Below are 21,247 nucleotides of genomic sequence, written 5' to 3' on the forward strand. Positions count from 1 at the left end.
CGAATCGCCTGTTCGGCGGGGGAGAACCGCTGGTGGGGAAATCTCGCAAAGTCCCGTGCGGGATAAAGTGTTGACTTACGGTGTGGCACGGTGTAATGAGTCCGTACCTGTGAAGACTAGGAGGGTTGGAGCGGGAAGTTCTTGTCGTGATATCTGTGCCGCCTGCAGCTTTGCTGATCGGGCGTTTTTTTTTGCCGGCCCTGCGCGAGGGGGGGGCGGGAGCCGTTTGCCGATCATCGCCTTTGCGGTAAGATGTCTTAGTTCTCATTATTGAGGCACCACTACCAGCCGTCATGAGCCCATGGGGCTTTTGAGAAGGAGACCAGCATGAGCATGGCAATCCGCTTTCACGAGTTTGGGGGTCCCGAGGTGCTGCGCTACGAGGCGGTCGAGGTCGGCGAGCCGGGACCGGGCGAGGTCAAGATCCGCCAGCACGCCATCGGGGTGAACTTCGTCGATATCTACCAGAGAAACGGGCTCTACAAGGTGGCGCTCCCGGCCATCGCCGGCAACGAGGGGGCGGGTGTGGTCAGCGCCGTCGGAGCCGGGGTGGCCGCGCTGAAGGCGGGGGACCGGGTGGCCTACGTCGGGAAGGTGGGGGCCTACTGCGAGGAGCGCCTGCTGCCGGCGGACCGGCTGGTCCAACTCCCCGAGGCGATCGGCTTCGACCAGGCGGCGGCGATGCTCCTCAAGGGGCTCACCGTGCAGTACCTGATCCGGCAGAGCTACCGGGTTAAGGCCGGCGACACCGTGGTCTTCCATGCCGCGGCCGGAGGGGTCGGGCTCATCGCCTGCCAATGGCTCAAATCGCTCGGGGCGCGGGTGATCGGCACGGCGGGGTCCGACGAGAAGTGCGCCCTTGCCATCAGGCACGGCGCCGAGCACTGCATCAACTACCGGACCGAGGATATCGTGGAGCGGGTGAAGGAGCTGACCCGGGGTGAAGGGGTCCCGGTGGTCTACGACTCGGTCGGCAAGGAGACCTTCGACGCCTCGCTGCGCTGCCTGCGCCCCTACGGCCTGCTGGTCAGTTTCGGGAACGCCTCGGGACCGGTGCCGCCGGTCGACCTCGGCATCCTGGCGCAACTCGGCTCGCTCTACATCACCCGGCCGACCCTCAACACCTACACCGCCAAGCGCACCGACCTGGAGGCGATGGCGGCGGAGCTCTTCCAGGTGGTGGGCTCCGGGGTGGTCAAGATCGACATCAATAACCGCTACTCCCTGAAGGACGCGGCCCAGGCGCACCGCGACCTGGAGGCGCGCCGGACCACCGGCTCCACCGTGCTGCTGCCGGAATAAGCGCCGGTTCGGCGCGACCCGGACCATCTTTTCTGTCAAGGTGCCCCTGCCTCGCGCGACCGTTGCGCGGGCCGGGGCATCGTGTTGTGGAGGAACCATGTTGGACAGCGTGTTGAGACATAACCTCGCCCTCGACGTCGGCACCGCCTCAGTCCGAGTCGGGACCGGGGCCCGCCGGGTGGTCGAGGCACCTTCCTCTTCGGGGCAGCGGCGCGCGCTCGCCGGCGGCGTGGTGGTGGACGGCGAGGCGCTGGTCGCCATCCTGGATCCGCTCTTGCGGCAGGGGCGCGTCTTCGGCATGGTGAAGCCGCGGGTCCTCGCGTGCGCCCCCAGCGACGTGAGCAGAAACGAGCGCGAGCTGCTGAAGGATGCCATCCTCCGCTCCGGGGCGGCCTCGGTGCTGCTGGTTCCCGAGCCGCTCGCCGCCGCGGTGGGGGCCGGCGTGGACGTCGCCTCCCCCTACGCCCAGATGGTGGTCGACGTCGGTGAGGGGGTGACCGACTGCGCCGTGATCCGCTCCGGAAAACTGCTGGAGTCGTGCGCGCTGCGGGTGGCCTGTGCCGGCATGCGTGCCGGGATCGCCCGGGCGCTGCGCGCGGACGGCAAGGAAGGCCTTACCGACGGCGAGATAGACCTGCTGCTGAGGGAAAGGGGGGTGGTGCACCGGGGAACGCGCTCCTCGCTCGATGGTCCTTCCCTTGCCGAGCGTGCCGTGGAGCCGGTAATCCGGCAGATCATGGACCTGGTGACCGGGTTCTTGCAGGACCTCCCCGATGCGCTGGGGTGCGAGTTGATCGAAAGCGGCATCTGGCTCACCGGGGGAGGATCGCTCATCCCGGGCCTGCGCCAGCGTTTCGAGGAGGAGACGGGGATCCGGGTCATGACGGTGCCCAATCCGCGCGAGGCGGTGGTCGAGGGGGCGAGGCTCATGATGCCGGTAGTGACCGCGCTGAACCAGTGGTAACGGTAGGGGATTGTCTGCCGGAGCGGTTTTAGGTAACCTGAGACAATGCGTGAGAGACGTCTTCAAGGTATCATCCGCGAAAGGGGGATGACCATGTTCAGGAACGTTTGGATCTTCAGCGTAGTCGTCATGCAGCTGGCCCTGGCCTCGGCGGCCGGTGCCCACACTATCATCACCCGGATGAGCGACCGGCAGAGTATCAGCATGCCGGAGATGGTGGCCGCAGCGGAAAAGACCGACCTGGTGCTGGTGGGCGAGGTCCATACCAACAAGGACCACCACGACCTGCAGCTCGACCTGCTTCGCTCGCTCAACCAGGGGAGGCCCCGCCTGGCCATCGGGCTGGAGATGATCCCGGCCACCAAGCAGCGCCAACTGGACCAGTGGAGCGCGGGGAGGCTCAGCGAACCGTCCATGCGCGCCGTTTTCGAGGAGAGCTGGACCGATTGGGGGCTCTACCGGGAGATCTTCCTCTTCGCCCGCGACCACCGCGTCCCGATGGTGGCGCTCGACGTGCCCGGCGAGGTGGTGCGCAAGGTGTCGCAGTCAGGGTTCAAATCGCTGACCCCCAAGGAGCGCAGCTACCTGCCGGTCGGGACCAGCTGCGACCTGCGCAACCCGCAGATAGCCCTGTTGCGCAAGGCGTTCGCCCAGCACTTCCAAGAGAAGGTGTTCAACTACTTCTGCGAGGCCCAGACGGTGCGCAACAGCGGGATGGCCATCAACCTGGCGCGCTACCTGAGGGAACACCCGGGGCACCGTGTCGCCGTGCTGACCGGGGTCTGGCACGCCGTCAAGTATGCGATTCCCGAGCAGCTGGCCCGTAACGGCAGCCGGCTCTCCTTTACGGTGATCCTCCCGGAAACGCCGGAACTCAACGCCGACAGCGCAGGGTTCGCCGAGGCGGATTACCTCTTCGACATGTAGCCAGCCCGGCTCGCTGCCGCGGCGGGTCGCCAGTCGACCCTGTTGCCGATGGCCACCGCGACGGGCGAGGCCCACCTTCACTTCCCGGCTCCGGTTGTTTTACGGCTTCCTTTTCGTGAAGCTGCAGGTCCGCAATCATCCCACCCTACGGCTCGTTCCTGCCCGGCAGGTCTGCCCCATTTCCCCCAAATCAAACACCCCATGTCCCAACTATCCTCCGCGACGGGCCGTTTTGCCGGAGTAGCTGCACGCATAATCACTGCAGACACTATTTTAAAACAGTGCCACAATCGTTTTAACAGTCCGCGCCGGCATGAACCCCATCTTCGGCTATTCGCAGTTATATGAAAGAAGTAGTTCCGTTCGAAGCACTGTAATGTAGATGTATAGAACGTTTTTATATAGATACTGTTTACTCTGATAGTCTGGCTTAGCACCGGTCATGATGTGAGTTTGCCTGGCGATATTCCTTCAATGTATACGCAAAAATAGAATATTCCATATTGCCAAAAAGACCGAGTGGCGTAGAATTCGTACTTGGATCGCTTTCACCTTCACAGAGTTACAGGGGGTAGACGTGAAACGCATCATCGACGTTACCGAACTGGCGCTGCGGGACGCGCACCAGAGTCTCATTGCCACCCGGCTGGGGATCGACGACATGACCGGGGCCTGCGAGGACCTGGACAATGCCGGGTACTGGTCCATCGAGTGCTGGGGCGGCGCAACCTACGACGCCTGCATCAGGTTTTTGAACGAGGATCCCTGGCAGAGGCTGAGGACCTTCAAAAAGCTCATGCCCAAGACGCCGCTGCAGATGCTCCTGCGCGGCCAGAACCTCTTGGGGTACCGACACTACCAGGACGAGGTGGTCGACCGTTTCGTCGAGAAGTGCGCGGAGAACGGCATCGACGTGTTCCGCATCTTCGACGCCTTGAACGACCTGCGCAACGTGGAGCGCTCGGTCGCCGCGGTGAAGAGGGTCGGCAAGCACGCCCAGGGGGCCATCTCCTACACGGTGAGCCCGATCCACTCCACGGAGGTCTTCGTCGAGGAGGCGAAGCGCCTGGTGGAGATGGGGTGCGACTCGATCTGCATCAAGGACATGGCGGCGCTCATCAAGCCGCAGGCCGCCTACGACCTGGTCAAGGGAATCAAGGACGCCTGTGGGGAACAGACCCGGGTGCACCTCCACGTACACGCCACCACCGGCGTAACCCTGGTGAGCCTCTTCAGGGCGGTCGAGGCGGGGGTCGACTGCGTGGACACCGCGGTCAGCTCGATGAGCCTTGGGCCCGGCCACAACCCGACCGAGAGCTTCGTGGAGATGCTGGAAGGGACCGGATTCGGGACCCGTCTCGACCTGGACCGCGTTTTGAAGGTGAAGGAACACTTCGCCCACACCCTGCCGCGCTACCGCGAGTTCCTCTCGGCGGTGACCGGGGTGGAGACCGAGATCTTCAAGAGCCAGATCCCCGGCGGGATGCTTTCCAACATGGAGAGCCAGCTGAAGCAGCAGGGGGCGGGGGACCGGCTGCACGAGGTGCTGGACGAGATCCCGGTGGTGAGGAAGGACACCGGCTACGTGCCGCTGGTCACCCCCACGAGCCAGATCGTCGGGACCCAGGCGGTCCTGAACATCCTGATGGGGCGCTACAAGGTGCTCACCGGGGAGTTCGCCGACCTGATGCTCGGCTACTACGGCGCGGCACCGGGTGAACGCAACCCCGAGGTGATCGAGCTGGCGCGCGCCCACGCCAACAAGGGGATGATCGACTGCCGGCCGGCCGACCTTTTGGAGCCCGAGTGGGCCAAGCTCAGGGCCGAGGCGCTGCCGCTTAAAGGGTGCAACGGTAGCGACGAGGACGTGCTCACCTACGCGATGTTCCCGAAGGTCGCCCCGGGCTTCTTCGCCACCCGCGACGAAGGGCCCCGCAACCTCGGGCGCGACCCCGAGACCGGCGCCTTGGAGACCGAGGTCCCGCAGGGGCACGCCGGCAAGATCACTGGCCCGGTCACCTACACGGTCACCTTGAGCGGCCAGCAGCACAAAGTCACCGTTTCGCCTTACGGCAAGTAAGACATCCCGGCGTCCAAAGGAATCCAGACCATGTCCATTGACGACAAGATCAAGGAACTGAACGAGCGAAAGAGTGAACTGAAGCTGGGCGGCGGGCGCGCCAAGATCGACCAGCAGCACGCCCAGGGCTCCCTGACGGCGCGGGAGCGGATCGACGCCTTCCTGGACCGGGACAGCTTCCAGGAAGTCGGCATCTTCGCCCTGCACCGCTGCACCAACTTCGGGATGGCGGGGAAGGTCCTGCCGGCGGAAGGGGTGGTGACCGGGGCCGGCAGCGTCCAGGGGCGCCTGGTGCACCTGGCGAGCCAGGACTTCACCGTGGCGGGGGGCGCCGCCGGCGAGGTGCACTGCGACAAGATCGTCCAGGCCATGGAGTCGGCCTTGAAGCTCGGGACCCCGTTCATCTTCATCAACGACTCGGGCGGCGCCAGGATCCAGGAGGGGATCGACTCCCTGGCGGGCTACGGCAGGGTCTTCAACCACAACGTCATGCTTTCGGGTAGCGTGCCGCAGATCTCGCTCATCTGCGGTCCCTGCGCCGGCGGTGCCGCCTACAGCCCGGCGCTCACCGACTTCATCATCCAGACTAAGGCCGCGCGCATGTTCATCACCGGCCCATCGGTGATCAAGGAGGCGACCGGCGAGGACGTCAGTGCCGAGGAGCTGGGCGGGCCGCAGGCCCAGATGAGCCGCTCGGGCGTGGTGCACTTCGTGGCCGAGAACGACGTCGATGCCCTGCGCATCTGCCAGCGGCTCCTCTCCTTCCTCCCCTCCAACAACCTGGAGGACCCGCCCCAGCACGAGTGGAACGGCACGGTCCTGCCGGATAAGGCGCTGAACGAGCTGGTCCCCATCGATCCCAAGAAATCCTACGACGTGAGAACCGTGATCGCCCGGCTGGTCGATGACGGCGACTTCATGGAGGTGCAGCCCTCCTTCGCGGCGAACCTGGTGATCGGCTTCGCGCGCATCCTGGGGCGCACGGTCGGGATCGTGGCGAACCAGCCCTGTGTGATGGCGGGGGTCCTCGACATCGACGCCTCGGACAAGGGCTCGCGCTTCGTGCGTTTCTGCAACGCCTTCAACATCCCGCTGGTGACCCTGGTCGACGTGCCGGGCTTCCTCCCGGGTGTCCAGCAGGAGTACGGCGGCATCATCCGGCACGGCGCCAAGATGCTCTTCTCCTACGCGGCGGCCACCGTCCCCAAGATCACGGTGATCCTGCGCAAGGCCTACGGCGGCTCCTTCCTCGCCATGTGCGGCAAGGACCTGGGGGCCGACCGGGTATTCGCCTGGCCCACCGCCGAGATCGCGGTCATGGGGCCGCGCGGCGCGGTCAACGTGATCTTCCGCGAGGAGATCAAGAAGGCCGAGAACCCCCAGGAGAGGCGCGATGAGCTGATCAAGTCCTACCAGGACACCTTCGCCACCCCGTACGCGGCCGCGGCCCGGCGCGAGGTGGACGACATCATCGAGCCCGCCGACACCCGGCGCCACCTCGCCATGACACTCGACATCCTGCACACCAAGCGCGAATTCAGGCCGATGAAGAAGCACGGCCTGATCCCGCTGTAGCAGGGGAGGCACGACATGAAAGAAGACGAGATCACCCCGGAACTGTTGATGGTGATGTCCGCGGCCATCGCCGCGTACCTGGGGAAGAACGTGAGGATCAGGCAGGTGCGCTTCGTGAACCCGCAGCTCGACAACAGCTGGGGGCGCTCGAGCCGCGTGGTTCTGCAGTCCTCGCACTTCCTGAAACGCTGACCGGCCAACCCTGGGGCAGGCGCTTAAGCCCCGGCAGACTCTAGACAAGGAGCCCACCGTGCAACTTACGCTTACCATTGATGGCAAGAAGTACCTGGTCGACGTCGAGGTAGAGGAAGGCGAAGAGGTGCGCCAGCCGGGGTCGTTCCCCGAGCCGGTGTCGACCCTGAAGGCCGCACCGCCGCCGCAGCCCGCACCCTCGGCACCGCAGCAGTCCGCCCCGCCCGCCGATGCCGGCAACGAGAAGATCTGCCGCAGCCCGATCGCCGGCGTGGTCTTCAAGATCGTGGCCCAGGAAGGGCAGCAGCTCCAGGCCGACGACCTGTTGGTGGTGCTCGAGGCGATGAAGATGGAGACCAACATCACCGCCCACATGTCCGGCAAGGTGAAGAAGATCCTGGTGGCGCTCGGAGAGGCGGTGAAGCCGGGGCAGGCGATCGCCGAGTTCGAATAACTTCAAGAGCACAACCACTTCAAGAGCATAACCACGGAGGAACACAGGGGGAACGGCGAGGAACACGGAGAAAGGCAAAGGACGTCAAAAGAAGTCAGAGACTTGCCGTTTCTCCTGTTTTTCCTCGGTGTCCCCGGTTTTCCCTCTGTGTTCCTCTGTGTTCAGGCTCTTTGCTTCAGGTGGCAGCGGCTCAGTGCCGCATCGGGTATGAAAAAAGGGATTAACCAGCGCGGTTAATCCCTTTTTGCGTTGTTGCGGCTTACTGTAGAAGGATCAGGGGACGCTCAACAGGATGTCTCCCAAGGGCGAATCGGCCCCTGCGGTCACGGCGGTGAGCGGCGAGGAATAGGGGGCGAAGCCGCGGGCCTGAACGTGCAACCGGTAGATGCCGCCGGGTACGAAGGCGGTCACCGGACCGATCCAGCGGTTGCTGGAGAGGTTGCTGAACACGGTTCCGGCCGCAACCGGTGTGCTGGATGCCTGCGGGACCACCAAAACGCTGGCGCTGGACCAGTCCTTGAACGTGGAGACGATGGTGCCGGAGAGCGAGCCGAAGCTGGTCAACGGCGTCGCCGGCTGGACGATGCGGATGCCGGTCGGCTTCAGGTTGTAATCGCCGTTGCCGCGGGCCACGATGGCGGTGTTGGGATCGAAGTCGAGCAGGATCGCGCTGATGATCCCGGGCCGCACCGTGAATGAGCCGAGGACCTTGAGGCCGGACTGCTGGGCGCTCGGCGTGGTAAGCGGGATCTGCACCGTGGGGGCGGTCTTCAGGGTGAGGTAGTTGACCGGCGGCCTCCCCTGCCCGTTGGGGTTCGCCTCCAGGATCAGGCGTACCTGGCTGTACGACCCGGCAGGTAAAACGATGGTCCCCAGGAGCTCCTGCTGGAAGCGCAGGGTGAGCACGTCCACCACGTGCGGCGTCGCATAACTCACCACCACCGGCAGGCGGGCATCGTTGTCGGCGGCATTTTCCAGCCCCGCCGGGACGACCCGGACCTCCTTGATGGAGACCACCACCTGGGCGAACTCGTCGCTTTGCTTGTCGGTGAGCCCCACCTTGAGCGTACCGGTGCTGCTGACCGAGGTGCCGCCGCTGCCGGAGCATCCCTGCAACAGTGCCAGCGCCAGGACCGCGAGCCACAGAATTCCGAACCTGCCAGCTACCAGGAAACCTCTGCTTCTTTTCATGATCTGCCTCCTTTGTGCGTGTACCCTCCACTCCAGCCTGCCCCAGTGCGTTGGCCAGACGCAAAAAAGCCGGGGCTGAATATCGGCTGATATTTCGGCAACCCGGCTGTCTCGGTGAGACCCTGTAGGCTTTCCGCCCCATCTTCGCAGATGGTTGAGTATTGTCGTGTACCATGCTCGGAGAGCTCTATCTGCCGTGTATTATGCACACCAAAAGCGGCAAGTCAACGTTCCACTTTCCTGAGTTTTGGCGGCTAATATCCTACAATGCCTGCGTTTTTTCCACCGAGCCGCGGCCGTCCCCCTGCCGTCTTCCCCTCCCGCTTTCTGCCGCTTCCCTGCGCCGTGAGGCGCCCTGCACCGGGCCCTCCCACTTCTCCCTTGCAAATTAATCCCAGACACGGTACGGATGCCCGGTGATGAAGAACCTTCCCGCCAACATCCGCAACCTCTACATCTTCTCCTTTTTGCAGATGATGCTCTTTCCGATGGCGATCATCACGCTCTTCTGGAAGGATCACATCGGCCTCACGCTCACCCAGATCCTTCTGCTGCAGGGGATCTTCTCGGTGGCGACGCTCGCGCTCGACTACCCGGCGGGGTACGTGAGCGACCGTGTCGGGTACCGCTGCGCGCTCAACATCGCCGCCGCCCTCGGGATCGCCGGCTGGGCGATCTACATCTGGGCCGACTCGTTCGCCACGGTGCTGTTGGCCGAGATCGTCCTGGGGATGTCGCTCTCCTTCGTGAGCGGCTCGGACAGCGCGCTCCTCTTCGAGACCTTGCGGGAGCAGGGGGACGAGCAGTCCTATGCGCGGCACCAGGGGCGCATGCACGGCTTCGCGCAGGTGGGCGAGGCGACCGGGGCGGTCCTCGCCGGTGTCATCTACGCCTGGGACGCGCGGCTCCCCTTCATCCTCCAGGTCGCGGTCTGGGCGCTCGGGCTTTTCATCACCCGGCAGCTGGTGGAGACGCCCAGGGCTCACGCTCCGGCACGCTCGCACCTGGCCGAGGCGCTGGCGACGGCGCGCTACGCCTTCGGGGAGAACCGGCACCTGCGCTACACCATTCTCGTCAACACGGTGCTGGGGATCGCCTCGTTCTACCCGGTATGGCTGATCCAGCCCTACATGCAACACGCCAAGGTGCCTCTCGGGTGGTTCGGTCCGGTCTGGGCAGGGGCGAACCTCACCGTGGCGCTCTGCGCGCTCGCCAGCCACCGGCTCTACCAGCGTCTGGGGGACCGCGGCATGATCCTCTTCTTCCTGGCACTGGTCGCCGCAGGGTACCTGGGGCTCGGGCTCAGCGCCGGGATCTGGGGCTTTCTCTTCTACTACCTTTTGACCTGCATGCGCGGCCTGCGCGGGCCGATGATGCTCACCCACACCCAGCGCGAGTCCACCAGTGCGAACCGCGCGGCGACCCTGTCGCTGCAGTCGGTCTCCTTCAGGCTCCTCTTCGTAGTGACCGGCCCTCTGGCGGGGAAACTGGCGGATAAGGTCGGCGTGCAGGATTGCTTTTACCTCCTCTTCTACGGCTTTCTGGTCACGCTGCCGCTGCTGGCCTTCCTGTTTTTGAAGAACGTCCCCCGCACTCCGCCCCAGCCCTCCTGAATACTGGCGCTCGAACGCCCTCTAGCCTGGGCCGCTGCTGCGGGCTGAGCTGTCAGTACCCTCTGTGGCACCGTCCCCCTCACCCCGGCCCTCCCCCGCCAGGGGGGAGGGAGAGCTGCTCGGCCGGGCGGCGCATTTCCCCGCCACCGGGCCCGCTCCGCGCGAGCCTGGAGGCCGTTTATTTCTCATTTGCTCCACATTGTCTCCTCTTTTAATGGGTATGCTGATCTTGTCGGTCACCGGATCCTGACCCTGACGCCGGTGGCGAAGGAGAACGGAGATGAGAAAAGGAACGCGAATCGTGTTGGCGCTGCTTCTGCTTCCGGCGTTGCTGACCGGGTGCATCATCGACCCCTACTGGGGCGAGGGATATCATCACCATCGTGGCTGGTACGGTGATCGCCGCTAGCAAGAAAAAAGGCCACGTCGATAGACGTGGCCTTTTTTGACGAGGGGGGCGCAGCTCTCCAGCCGCGCTTCGCGGAGAGGTAGCGAACTCGTCTCCCCTTCCGCCTCCTACTTCAAAAGCTTCAGCAGTTCCTGTACCGCCGGCGGCCGGTTTGCCACCTTGCCGGAGATGATGTCCTGCGCCGCCAGGTCCGGCTTGCTGTAGTAGGAGGCATTGGCGTCGTCGTCGATGGTGAGGGCGGCGCCGTCCAGGGCCAGGCCGGCAAAGAGGCCGCGGCTGCGCGAGTAGGAGAAGATCTCGGATTTGAGCATCACGTCGGTCGCCCCCTCGGCGCTGCGCCCCACCGGTCCGGCAGCCACGGAGGCATCCGCGCCCAGGGTGAATTTCCCCTTGAGGATGCCGTCCACGCTCGCCTTGCTCTTGAATACCAGGATGAGATCGGTCGACTGGGCGCCGATCTGCCAGCCGAGGCTCCCGCCGGCGATCTTCACGAAGACCGGATCGCTCCATTCCCCCTTGTCGTTGCGCACCGTCAGGATCCCGGTGCCGTACCTCCCGCCGATCACGAAGCCGACCTTGATCACCCCGGGGATGACGGCGATGCCGTGGGCGTTGTTCAAAAGTGCCTGAGGAATCCCCTCTTCGGGCATGGCCTTAACTGCCTTCACGACGTCGATGGCGTCTTCTACCTTGCGCCCCTCTTTTTCTGCCAGGGCGGGTTGCGGCAGTGCCCCGAGTACTAAAAGCATGAATCCGGTGAAAACGAGAATTGCCTTTTTCATAGGTGTCCCCCTTTTTGGTGGTGCGTAAATCCATAGTTGCAGACGCAAAAAAGCCGGGGCCGATATCTGATGATCTTTCGGCAACCCGGCTGTCTCGGTGAGACCCTATAGGCTTTCCGCCCCACCCTCACGGATGGTTGAGTATTATCGTTTACCACCTGGGTGTGCCCCTGCACTTATGTCTGCATTACCACCTCTGTTGCAGGATGTCAATGTTCGAGGGTTGACCGAGTGCCAGGAGGGGGAGCCGTTATGCCAGTGAGAACTGTTCTCTCAGAGGTAGAGAGACTAACTGCTCCGTACGTCATGCCGTTTCAGTTCGCACCGTGTCTGGCGGATAACCGGTACCTTCTGGTCTGCCTTGATGCTCTGTCGCCCTCATTCCAGTTTCTCTTTTCCCGAATACCCCGAGATACTCCGCTTTTCTTGGGGGAGGCTTAGCAGTATACTGAATGGCTGCGGCAACCTGCCGCGTTTTTGCCGGTAGGGGAGTCCGTGGAAACCTACCCGAATTAAAGCGGCGTCTATTTCGCTCGACACAAGGAGGCTGTCATGAGGAAAAATTCGGTTGGCTGGTTTGAGATCTACGTGGACGACATAAACAGGGCCAAGGGGTTTTACGAGAGGGTGTTCGAGGTCAAACTGGAACGGCTGGAGTCGATGGCGCCGGGATTGGAGCTGTGGAGTTTTCCGGGCGACATGGACAGCTATGGGATCGGCGGGGCGCTGGTGCAGATGGCCGGCAAGTCGGCAGGCGGCAACTCCACCCTGGTCTACTTCAGCTGCGCCGACTGCGCCGTGGAGTCGGCCCGGGTCGCCGAAGCGGGCGGGGTGCTGGTCCGCGAGAAGATGTCCATTGGCCAGTACGGGTTCATCGCCCTTGCCCAGGACACCGAAGGTAACATGATCGGGCTGCATTCCATGACCTAGCGAAGCCGACGTACCGGTACAAGGAGCTCCGTCTCCCGGTGGCACTTCAAAGCGCCGGGGGCGGAGCTTTTTTGCGTTTGGAGTTGGGGACTGCGGGAGAGGGAAGGGGAGCGAAGCGTGCCGGCTTTAGCGCAGGCCGAGCACCGGGATCTTTTCGAAGACCTTGGTCCGTGCTGCCGGGCCGCCCCCCAACGGTTCCAGGTTGACGATGAAGCCACTTACCTCGACAAAGGAGAGGGCGCCTTCCAGGGCGCGCTCGTACCCCTCGGCGTCCGCCGGCTGCCGCTGGGGGACGTAGATGAGCGACCGGCGGTCCTCGGTCAGGTGGATGGCCAGGTAGATCTCACGCCGCCCGGCGCGCTGCACGCCGCAGATGTAGGCGTTGCAGTTTTGCGCCTTGGCGCTGCCGCAGGTCATCCTGATGGCGTTGAAGGAACTGCGCAGGTCGACGATCTCGTCGCTGGAGCGGCAGGGAATGGCGGCGAGATCGGGGTCGAGGTGAAAGGCGACCGGTTCGTCCGCAGCCCCCGCGGGAGCGGCGGTGAGCGGGGAGGAGGGGGCGGTCGGGCCGGATCCCGCCGCCGGCGCTTGGACCATGACCCGCTCCTGGGTGGGCGCCGGGGCGGAGAGGCGCAGCACCGTCGCCGTGAGCTTGGCGATCTCCCCGGCAGAGGTCTTGCTGTGCTCCTCGAAATGAGCCTGCAGGCGCTGCAATTCGCTCTGACGCTCAGTCAGTTCGTCGTTGATCAGGACGTACTCCGCCCGCAACGCCTGGTAATCCTCCTGCAGCAGGGCCAACTCGTCGATGTCATCATCCGCCCGAAGCTGGCCCGCACCGGCCGCCTTCAGCTCCGCGAGTTCTGCCCGGGCCTGCGCCAGTTCCCGCTCCAGCTGCGCGATCCGCGCGGCGCTCTTTCTCGCCTGCTCCCCGTCGCGTTCCGGGGCCGACTGCGCTGCGGCCGGCGGCGTGGCGCTCTTTTCAGGAGGCTGGGGCGTGCCGGCACCGGCTCTTGCGGCGACCGGAGGGGCGGCCGCGGGGGGCGCGACCTGCTCGGGTGCCGCCGGCCGTGCCGTCCCCGGCTGGGGCGCCTGCACCACCTTGATCCCTCCCAGCACCACCCGGCGCAGCGCCTGGTTCCCGCCCAGGTTCACCGGCTCCATCCGAAACCCGAACCCTTCCAGGAACTGGAGGGCGCGCTGCAGTGTTTCCGCCGTGGCACCCGCCCCCTGCTGCGGATCGCGTTCATAGACCAGGGCCTGCCTGCTGCGGGTGAGGTAGATGGCCGGATGAACCCGGTCGTTGCCCCCCTCCCGGATCAGGCAGGCAAAGGCTTCGCACATCTGCTGCTCGCGCCGCTCCGGAGCCAGGAAGAGCGCTTCGGTGCAGCGGTGTACGGAAACGATCTGGGGTTCGGCGGCTTCGATCGACCTGAGAGCTTCGTTCAGCAGAAACATCGCAACCTCGATGACACGGGATCAGGCAAGAGACGGCGCTTCGGGGCCTTAGGGGCGCTTCAGGGACGCGGCGATCTCGAAGGCCCGCTTGACTCGGGAGACCAGCCGGACCGGTTGAATCGGCTTGGGGATGAAATCGATGAACCCGGCTTCCAGGGCCCGCTGCTCGTCCTCGCACCCCGACTTGGCGGTGACCAGGAGGGTGGGGATCTGCGCGGTGACCGGGTTCCCCTTCAGGGCCCGCAACAGGCCGTAGCCGTCCATCCGGGGCATCACGGTGTCGCAGATGATCAGGTCGGGGCGCTCGGCGATGGTGAGCTTCAGCCCCTCCATGCCGTCGTGGCCGATCACCACCTGGTACCCCTCCTTCTCGAGCGCTGCGGCGATGATCGTGGCAATCGAGTGCGAATCGTCGACCACCAGGATCTTGCGCCCCACCGCTGCGGCCGGAGCTTTTTCGGGAGCTGCGCCCGGTTGGTAGAACTTCTCGATGGCTTCCTTGATGTCCGCCCGGCGCACTAGGAACGGGATCAGCTTGAGGCCGGTCTGCTGGGTTACCTCGTTGAGCGGGGGGGAGTGGAAGGGGTCGGTGACGGCCAGGGCGAGCATGCCGTCTTTTGCCTTGAGCGGGAAGATGAGGTGCCGGGCGGCGAAGGGGGCGGGGATGAGCTTGAGCAGATCGGGCGAGAAGGAGTAGCCGGTTATCTCCTGCACCGTCTTGAAGCCGAACCCCTTGGCCAGGGAGTCGATCCACTGGTCCTCGCTCATGACTCCCATCTCACAAAGGGTCCAGCCCAGAGCTTGGCCGCTGGATGCCCGACGCGCCTCGGCCTGCTCGAGAGCAGCCTGGGTGATCAATCCAGTCTTTACCAGCATTTCAACCAGTTGAGCGTTTGCTGCCATGCGAACTCCTCACCGCGTAAGATTTCGAGTAGGAACTATCGCACAAAAAAGTGCTTTGATCCAGTCTTTTCACGAGGCTGTGACTGATACAATGCCACGTGCACATTTAATTCACAGTTGCTTCTCGTCTCTATGAGTATGAACTGCACATCATGGTCTCTGTCTTACTGTTGAGGGGGAGATGAACTTCAGGCGAGGCGGGTCGGGGGCGGGGCTGAAACAGAACGATGGACGATGAAGTCGTATACGGGATCCGGGCATTTCGCGGAGCCAGGAGCCTCCCGGTTTCCTACCTGACGAGTGGGGCGAGGTCGCGGGCCAGCAGCGTGTTGAACTGGTCCACCCCGCGGGCGTTCAGGTGCTGCGAGTTGTAGAAGTACCGGGTGTCGTAGGAGATGAAGCTGTGCGAGTAATCCAGAAGGGGGATCCGGTACCTGCGGGAGAACTCCCGGAAGATAGCGAGCACCTCCGCGCGGTTCACGATGAAACCCTGTGCCTCGATGTACTCGGGGGCGTACACCAGGATCACTTTGATGCCGCGGGCGGCGCAGCGCGACAGGAAGACGTCGAAGAGCACCCTGGTCGCCGGATCGACTTGGACGCGCACCCCGCCGGGATGGCTGGCGTAGTACCTCAGGAAGGCGTCGTCCCACTCTTTGTCCTGTGCCTCGAACCCCTTGTACTTGGTGCTGGGGGTCGGGAACAGGCACTCCTTGAGCCCGAAGATGGCCGCGGTCTTGCTGTGCCGGTACTTCGCCGCGGGTACCAGGAAGTCGATCGGCTCGAACCCCTGGTAGTGGCTCACCGCCTCGTGTACCAGGGGGCGGTCCAGGTAGGGAAGAAACTGCTCCAGGGCGTAGAGGTCCTTGCGCTTTTCCAGGGTCAGCATGTCGATATTCTGGATCAGGTAGCGGGGCTTTTGGTTGTACTTCTCGTAGAGCCGGAAGCGGTAGTACTGCATCAGGAAGTTGTGGCCGTCCACCCCCAGGTTGTACGAGTTGAGCCCGAGCGCCCGGTCCAGCACCTTGGGGGAGAACTGCACCCAGGCCCGGGAGGAACCCTGGATCAAAAGGTCAGCGTTGATCCGGGAGGAGAAGAGATCTTCCCACTCCCGGCACAGGGCCGACTTTGCCAGGCCGCGGTCCGCCGCCAGCTGCAGTGCGCTCGCCAAAAGCGCGAGCCCCGCGAGGAAGATGCCGAGTTTTTTCAAAAAGGTGGTCACGCTGGCTCCCCTCGGGCTTCCGGATTCAGAACTGGAAGTAGATGAAGGTGCTGGCCGGCACCTGGAACAGGAAGATGGCGAGCACCAGGGCGTAGTAGACCGCCCAGCGCAGCGCCGTCGGCATGCGGGAGAGCTGCAGCTCGCTCTTTTTGCACCAAAGCAGCAGGCCGAGGCAGAGGACGAGCACCAGGGGATCGAACCTCCCCTGGGCGAGCAGGAACCCCGACCAGAGCCCGCCCGGCCCGCTCGCCAGGTGGCGCACCACGTAGAGGGCGTCTTCCAGGGTTGCCGCCCTGAAGAAGATCCAGGCGAAGCTGACCAGGTGGAAGGTGACCAGGACCTGCCAGAGGTGCAGCAGTCGGCTCTTCTCGACCCCGAGTGCCTTGTGCAGCCGTTTCTGGTAGGGCTTGTAGTAGACCGAGGCGGCGAGGTACAGGCCGTGCAGCGCGCCCCAGATCAGGAATCCCCACTTGGCGCCGTGCCAGAGGCCGGAGACCAGGAAGGCCGCCAAGAGCGCCGCCGCGGTCCCAGCATTCTTGCGGTCGCGCCAGCGCATCTGCAAGGGGCGGAAGACGTAGTCGAGGATCCAGCGCGAGAAGCTTATGTGCCAGCGGCGCCAGAACTCGGCGACCGAGCGTGCCAGGTACGGCGAATTGAAGTTCTGGGTGAGCTCGATGTTGAAGATCCGGGCGCTCCCCAATGACATGTCGGTGTAGCCGGAGAAATCCAGGTAGATCTGCAGGGCATAGCAGTAGGTAGCCACGAGCAGCGGCAGCCCGGTATAGCTGCGTGGGTCGCTGTAGACCGGGTCGACGAAGAGGGCGAGCCGGTCGGCCACCACCACTTTCTTGAAGAGCCCCCAGCAAAAAAGGAGCAGCCCGAAGCGCAGGTTGTCGTAGCTGAAGGGAGGGTGCGCCTTGAGTTGCGGGATAAGGTCAGCGGCGCGCTCGATGGGGCCCTGCAGGAGCTTCGGGAAGAAGGCAAGGTAGAGGGTGTAGTAGCCCAGGTGCGGTTCCGGTTCTTCCAGCTCGAGGTAGACGTCGATCAGGTAGGAGAGGGCCTGGAAGGTGAAATAGGAGGCGCCGATGCTCACCAGCGGCGTGAGCTCGGTGAGGCCGGGAGAGCGCTGGCCAAAGGCTTTCGCCAGCTGCAGGACCCCGCCCAAAAGCGGGAGGTACTTGAGCCCGGCCAGGATGGCGAGTTCCGTTGCGATGCCGCAGCAAAAAAGCAGCTTGCGCCGGCCGGGGGAAACGCTCTGGCCCAGGGCACGGGCGAAGGCGAAGCTGGTCAAGGAGACCAGCAGCAGGGCGGCGACCAGGTAGGGGACCCGGAGCGCGGCGTAGAACACCAGGCTCGCCGCGAGGAGGATCCAGGGGCGCACCCACTCGCCGGAGAGGTACCAGCAGAGGTAGACCACCGGCAGAAACAGGAAGTAGCTGAGCGAGTTGAAGGGCATGGCAGGGAAGGTCAGGCAGCGATTTTGCTGCGGATGCAGTCGAGCAGATCCTCGACGTTTTCGATGGTCAGCAGCTCCTTGGGCGAGAAGGCGATGCCGAACCTTCTTTCGATGGCGACCACCAGCCTCACGTAGGCGAGCGTGTCCCAGGTGAGCCCTGCCGCCATGGCGGGGACGCTTTGGTCCAGGTCGGCACCGAGTACCTCGAGGCACAGGTCGTTCAGGTGGGCCTTAAGATCCATACGCGCTCCGGATAGCTCACCTCAGCGTAAGGTGTGGTATCGGGAAACTGTCAGCGGCTTTGCTGCCTGCTGGCAGAGGGGGCGGCAACCGGTCTACCTGTGTCGCCAGGTCCGGTCTCTGGCTGGATCGCCACTGTCAGCGGAGCGCAGCGTCCGTCGCGCTGATTCAGAGCCGGCGGGAGAGTAGCCTGTCAGGAAGGTGTGATTGGTGTTTTTTAACATAAAAGCCTGCACTCTGCCAGCTAAAAATTAGATCTCTCTCACGGTAGTGGGCGCGGGTCTGTTCGCAGAGAGTATGGGCTGGGGAGGAGGGGGAGGGAAGAGGAACCGGTGGGGAGATCGGGGCCGCGGCTCGGGAAGCGACCGCGGCCCGTGGTGTAGCCGGGTGCCGGTGGTTATGCCCTTTCCAGGATGCGCTGCAGCTTCATGCGCTGCGCCATCCGTGCCGAGGTATCTGCTGCGTAGGATGAACTGTAGGTTGGTCGGGAGGCGCTCCGCGCGGGGCGGGTCAGGGCGATTACGGGCAGAGCGGACAACTCGTTTTTGGGGGAAGTCCCCCTGAGAAACCTTTTGATGATGCCGAACATGCTATCTCCTCGTCGCGTAGTTCGTGTGCCTTGGAGACGCCGCTCCGGAGTGCTGTGGAAAGACACAAACAACATGCTACTGAAACATAACTCCTTGATTCAACATAATTTGCCTTAATAATGAGCGGGTCGGGGAAAGGCTTGTCCTCTTCCCGGGGCACCGGTGGCGTCTGCTCTTCTTGTGCCGCGGAAGCGCCGGCGCCGGTACAGGCAACAGCCCCGCCGGGGTATCCGGGCTTTTTTAGCATTGGAGGCGGGTGGTCTTGCATGGTATGTAAAACTATTTCCGGGAGGTGCGGCCGCGAAGCAGGTAACCAGGCTTCACACCAGGTTAATGAAATCGCCAGCGCTGCCGAAGAGCACATGACGAGCACCGGCGCGTTAGCGAGGCATCATAGCCCGGACCACTGAGGTCGCGCAGCAGACCTCCCTCGGAGCACGCGAGCCGGCGCGCACGGCTGGCAGCTTATGGGGGAAAGGCGGATCCGCTCCTGGGGCTGGTGCAGCGCTTCGTGCTCGCATGACCGCAGAGGAGAAAAAAGATGCTCAACCTGGCAAGGAGAAAGAAGATGCCCACCCTGAAACAGACGCTCCTGGCGTTTGCCCTGTTAGCCCTGGCGGTCCCGGCCTACGCGGCGCCCACGGCCCAGATCAACATCCCCTCCACCGACGCGAAGGGGCTCAAGGAACTGGCGATCTCGGTTACCAACTACACGCGGTTCTCCAGCAAGTCCAACGCCGGGCCCAACTCCTACGCGCTGGGGGTGGAGACCGGCCTGCTCCCCTTCGAGAACGTGAAGCTCGAGGTGGGTGTGGACTACGTCACCACCGGCAGCGGCAGCGAAACCGACGACCACCCCTTCTATTTCAACGCGAAGCTGGCGACCGCGGAAGAGTTGGGGGCGAAGTGGATGCCGGCCTTCGCCATCGGGATCTTCAACGCCGGCACCTACGATAGGCCGGCCAGCGGCGTCTCCACAAGGCAGAACATCGCCTACCTCCTGGCGGCCAAGACGCTCCCGGTGATCGGCAGGCTTTCCGCGGGGGGCTACCTCGGCTCGCAGCGGGCCTTGCGCACCCCGGCGAACCCGCACAACAACAGCGGCGTGCTCGCCTCCTGGGACCGCACCATCGCCGAGGTCTCCGACAAGCTCTGGCTGGGAGCCGACTACCTGAGCGGCAACAACGCCAACGGCGAGGTGAGCGTCGGGGCGGCCTGGAACTTCACCAAGCAGATCTCGGTCCTGGCCGGCGTGGTCTGGTACAACCCGTTCTACAAGCTCTCCGATGCGGACGGCGGCAGCTCTCCCGGCGGCAAACCGGCCTTTACCACCCAGCTCACCATCAATCTCCCGTAACAACGGCCCAGGCGGTGCGGCCCCCCCGACGGAGTCGCACGCCCCCCGCCGGCCCCGGCGGCGCCAGTCTCCCGCAGCCCCTCCCTATCCACGTTCCTCCCTTGGATTCAGGTCAAAATTGACTCCCGTCAATGATCGCAGCGCTCCTTGCCGTTACCATGGCGTTACCGACCGGTAACCGAAGGGAGACAGCTATGCGGCAGATGGAGAATAACGCGGATTTACTGGTGTGCCAGGAGATCGTGGCCAGCCTGGGGGAAGGGATCATCTTCGCCGACCACGACAACCGGATCGTCCTGGTGAACCAGGCGGCGGAGCAGATCAGGGGGATCAAGGCGGCCAACTTCCTGGGGCGGCACCTTTTGGAGATGCACTCCCCGCTGGCCCGGGAGCGGATCGGCGGCATCCTCGCTGCGCTGCGCTCGGGGGAGCTCGCCTCGCACACGAGACCTTTGCGCGCCAAGGGGAAGGTGTACGAAAACGTCTACTACCCGGTCCGCGACCCCGCCGGCAGCTTCGTCGGGACGGTGATGCTCAGCCGCGACATCACCGAGAAGGAGCAGCTCAAGGTGGAGAACTCGGTCTTGCGCGAGCGGATCCAGGCCGAGCAGTCCTGCGGCGAGCTGGTGGCCCGCTCTGCCGCCATGCAGCCGGTGTTCCAGGTGATCCGCGCCACCGCACCCCTCGATTCCACCATCCTGATCGGTGGGGAGAGCGGCACCGGCAAGGAGCTGGTGGCGCGGGCTATCCACCAACTGAGCCGGCGCCGCGGCGGGCCGCTTATCAAGGTGAACTGCGCCGCGCTGCCGGAAAACCTCCTGGAGTCGGAGCTCTTCGGCTACGAGAAGGGGGCCTTCACCGGTGCCCTACGCGAGCGCAAGGGGAAATTCGAACAGGCGCAAAACGGCACCATCTTCCTGGACGAGATCGGCGAGATGCCGCTTGCCGCCCAGGCGAAGCTGTTGCGGGTGCTCCAGGAGAGGACCGTGGAGCGGATCGGCGGCACCCGGGAGATCTCGGTCGACGTCCGTGTGGTCGCCGCCACCAACCGTGACCTGGCCCGCGAGGTCGCCCTGGGGAACTTCCGGCAGGACCTCTTCTACCGGCTCAACGTGATACCGGTGCAACTCCCCCCCTTGCGCGAGCGCCTCGAGGACATCGTGCCGCTTGCGGAGCGCTTCGTGGCCGGCTTCGCGGCGCAGATGGGGCGCCCGGCGCTGGTTTTGACTGCCGAGGCGCAGCGGCTGCTGAGCTGCTACGACTACCCCGGCAACGTGCGCGAACTGAAGAACGCCCTGGAACGCGCGGTGGCGCTCTGCACCGGCCAGCAGATCTCTGAAAACGACCTCCCTGCCGTGTTTGTCGAGGGGCACGCCTCGCCGGAACGTCTGCAGCCGCAGCACGCCGGCTCGAGGTCGGCCGCGCCGCTTGCCGCGCACCTGTCGGGATACCAGGACCGTCTCATCGAAGAGGCCCTCGAGAGTGCCGGAAACAACCGCAGCGCAGCGGCCCGGCTCCTGGGGATCTCGCGCAAGACACTCTGGAAGAAACTGAAGCAGCGCGAGACGGGTGTTACCGCCGGGTAACGCCGCGTCTCCCGAAGTT

20 protein-coding genes and 2 riboswitches are annotated in these 21,247 nt (G+C 64.4%); of the genes, 12 read left to right on the top strand and 8 right to left on the bottom strand.

Features of this window, described 5'->3' with window-relative positions; genetic code table 11:
• Nucleotides 1-327 precede the first annotated feature (327 nt).
• The 7 genes from GMST_RS14485 to GMST_RS14515 all read left to right on the top strand — a co-directional run bounded on the left by GMST_RS14485 (nucleotide 328) and on the right by GMST_RS14515 (nucleotide 7,494).
• Nucleotides 328-1,302 carry a quinone oxidoreductase family protein gene (locus GMST_RS14485; protein WP_183355402.1) on the top strand — a complete coding sequence of 325 codons (975 nt, stop codon included), beginning with the start codon at nucleotides 328-330 and terminating at the stop codon, nucleotides 1,300-1,302.
• A 97-nt stretch (nucleotides 1,303-1,399) separates the two neighbouring features.
• Nucleotides 1,400-2,266: a rod shape-determining protein gene (locus GMST_RS14490; protein WP_183355403.1), complete on the top strand. Its 867-nt coding sequence runs from the start codon at nucleotides 1,400-1,402 to the stop codon at nucleotides 2,264-2,266.
• A 93-nt stretch (nucleotides 2,267-2,359) separates the two neighbouring features.
• Nucleotides 2,360-3,193 carry a ChaN family lipoprotein gene (locus tag GMST_RS14495; protein ID WP_246399655.1) on the top strand — a complete coding sequence of 278 codons (834 nt, stop codon included), beginning with the start codon at nucleotides 2,360-2,362 and terminating at the stop codon, nucleotides 3,191-3,193.
• A 577-nt stretch (nucleotides 3,194-3,770) separates the two neighbouring features.
• Nucleotides 3,771-5,273: a methylmalonyl-CoA carboxytransferase subunit 5S gene (locus GMST_RS14500; protein WP_183355405.1), complete on the top strand. Its 1,503-nt coding sequence runs from the start codon at nucleotides 3,771-3,773 to the stop codon at nucleotides 5,271-5,273.
• Between the two features lie 30 nt (nucleotides 5,274-5,303).
• Nucleotides 5,304-6,848 carry an acyl-CoA carboxylase subunit beta gene (locus GMST_RS14505; RefSeq protein ID WP_183355406.1) on the top strand — a complete coding sequence of 515 codons (1,545 nt, stop codon included), beginning with the start codon at nucleotides 5,304-5,306 and terminating at the stop codon, nucleotides 6,846-6,848.
• Between the two features lie 15 nt (nucleotides 6,849-6,863).
• Nucleotides 6,864-7,040, top strand: a complete 177-nt coding sequence (locus GMST_RS14510) for a hypothetical protein (protein WP_183355407.1) — start codon at nucleotides 6,864-6,866, stop codon at nucleotides 7,038-7,040.
• Nucleotides 7,041-7,098: 58 nt separating this feature from the next.
• Nucleotides 7,099-7,494, top strand: coding sequence for an acyl-CoA carboxylase biotin carboxyl carrier protein subunit (locus GMST_RS14515; protein WP_183355408.1), 396 nt, complete (start codon nucleotides 7,099-7,101; stop codon nucleotides 7,492-7,494).
• 273 nt (nucleotides 7,495-7,767) lie between these two features.
• Here GMST_RS14515 and GMST_RS14520 read toward each other — a convergent pair whose 3' ends face one another.
• Nucleotides 7,768-8,685, bottom strand: coding sequence for a DUF4382 domain-containing protein (locus GMST_RS14520; protein WP_183355409.1), 918 nt, complete (start codon nucleotides 8,683-8,685; stop codon nucleotides 7,768-7,770).
• A gap of 93 nt (nucleotides 8,686-8,778) precedes the next feature.
• Nucleotides 8,779-8,855, bottom strand: a riboswitch (cyclic di-GMP riboswitch).
• Between the two features lie 249 nt (nucleotides 8,856-9,104).
• Here GMST_RS14520 and GMST_RS14525 point away from each other — a divergent pair.
• Nucleotides 9,105-10,298, top strand: a complete 1,194-nt coding sequence (locus GMST_RS14525) for an MFS transporter (RefSeq protein ID WP_183355410.1) — start codon at nucleotides 9,105-9,107, stop codon at nucleotides 10,296-10,298.
• Nucleotides 10,299-10,578: 280 nt separating this feature from the next.
• Nucleotides 10,579-10,707 carry a hypothetical protein gene (locus GMST_RS22460; protein ID WP_281380055.1) on the top strand — a complete coding sequence of 43 codons (129 nt, stop codon included), beginning with the start codon at nucleotides 10,579-10,581 and terminating at the stop codon, nucleotides 10,705-10,707.
• A gap of 107 nt (nucleotides 10,708-10,814) precedes the next feature.
• Here GMST_RS22460 and GMST_RS14530 read toward each other — a convergent pair whose 3' ends face one another.
• Nucleotides 10,815-11,489, bottom strand: a complete 675-nt coding sequence (locus GMST_RS14530) for a lipid-binding SYLF domain-containing protein (protein WP_281380056.1) — start codon at nucleotides 11,487-11,489, stop codon at nucleotides 10,815-10,817.
• Between the two features lie 76 nt (nucleotides 11,490-11,565).
• Nucleotides 11,566-11,642, bottom strand: a riboswitch (cyclic di-GMP riboswitch).
• Between the two features lie 399 nt (nucleotides 11,643-12,041).
• On the opposite strand from GMST_RS14530, the gene GMST_RS14535 reads away from it, so the two are divergent.
• The gene (locus tag GMST_RS14535; protein WP_183355411.1) at nucleotides 12,042-12,419 is read left to right on the top strand and encodes a VOC family protein; all 378 of its coding nucleotides are present in this window, start codon (nucleotides 12,042-12,044) and stop codon (nucleotides 12,417-12,419) included.
• Nucleotides 12,420-12,545: 126 nt separating this feature from the next.
• Here the strand turns inward: GMST_RS14535 and GMST_RS14540 are convergent, their stop codons facing one another.
• From GMST_RS14540 to GMST_RS14565, 6 genes are all read right to left on the bottom strand, one after another.
• Nucleotides 12,546-13,874, bottom strand: a complete 1,329-nt coding sequence (locus GMST_RS14540; protein WP_183355412.1) for a hypothetical protein — start codon at nucleotides 13,872-13,874, stop codon at nucleotides 12,546-12,548.
• 48 nt (nucleotides 13,875-13,922) lie between these two features.
• Complete coding sequence (locus tag GMST_RS14545; protein WP_183355413.1) at nucleotides 13,923-14,777, bottom strand: response regulator; 855 nt, start codon at nucleotides 14,775-14,777, stop codon at nucleotides 13,923-13,925.
• 289 nt (nucleotides 14,778-15,066) lie between these two features.
• Nucleotides 15,067-15,999, bottom strand: a complete 933-nt coding sequence (locus tag GMST_RS14550; RefSeq protein ID WP_183355414.1) for a hypothetical protein — start codon at nucleotides 15,997-15,999, stop codon at nucleotides 15,067-15,069.
• A gap of 25 nt (nucleotides 16,000-16,024) precedes the next feature.
• A complete protein-coding gene (locus GMST_RS14555; protein WP_183355415.1) occupies nucleotides 16,025-17,455 on the bottom strand; it encodes an MBOAT family O-acyltransferase in 1,431 nt (476 codons plus the stop codon).
• Nucleotides 17,456-17,466: 11 nt separating this feature from the next.
• The gene (locus GMST_RS14560) at nucleotides 17,467-17,697 is read right to left on the bottom strand and encodes an acyl carrier protein (RefSeq protein ID WP_183355416.1); all 231 of its coding nucleotides are present in this window, start codon (nucleotides 17,695-17,697) and stop codon (nucleotides 17,467-17,469) included.
• Between the two features lie 395 nt (nucleotides 17,698-18,092).
• Entirely contained in the window at nucleotides 18,093-18,284 is a 192-nt protein-coding gene (locus tag GMST_RS14565) for a hypothetical protein (RefSeq protein WP_183355417.1), read from the bottom strand.
• A 542-nt stretch (nucleotides 18,285-18,826) separates the two neighbouring features.
• Between GMST_RS14565 and GMST_RS14570 the strand changes: the two genes are divergently transcribed.
• Nucleotides 18,827-19,642: a hypothetical protein gene (locus tag GMST_RS14570; RefSeq protein ID WP_246399658.1), complete on the top strand. Its 816-nt coding sequence runs from the start codon at nucleotides 18,827-18,829 to the stop codon at nucleotides 19,640-19,642.
• Nucleotides 19,643-19,836: 194 nt separating this feature from the next.
• The gene (locus tag GMST_RS14575; RefSeq protein WP_183355418.1) at nucleotides 19,837-21,228 is read left to right on the top strand and encodes a sigma-54 interaction domain-containing protein; all 1,392 of its coding nucleotides are present in this window, start codon (nucleotides 19,837-19,839) and stop codon (nucleotides 21,226-21,228) included.
• The last annotated feature ends 19 nt before the right edge of the window (nucleotides 21,229-21,247 follow it).

The sequence above is a fragment of the Geomonas silvestris genome, from assembly GCF_014193515.1.
Taxonomy (GTDB): Bacteria; Desulfobacterota; Desulfuromonadia; order Geobacterales; family Geobacteraceae; genus Geomonas; species Geomonas silvestris.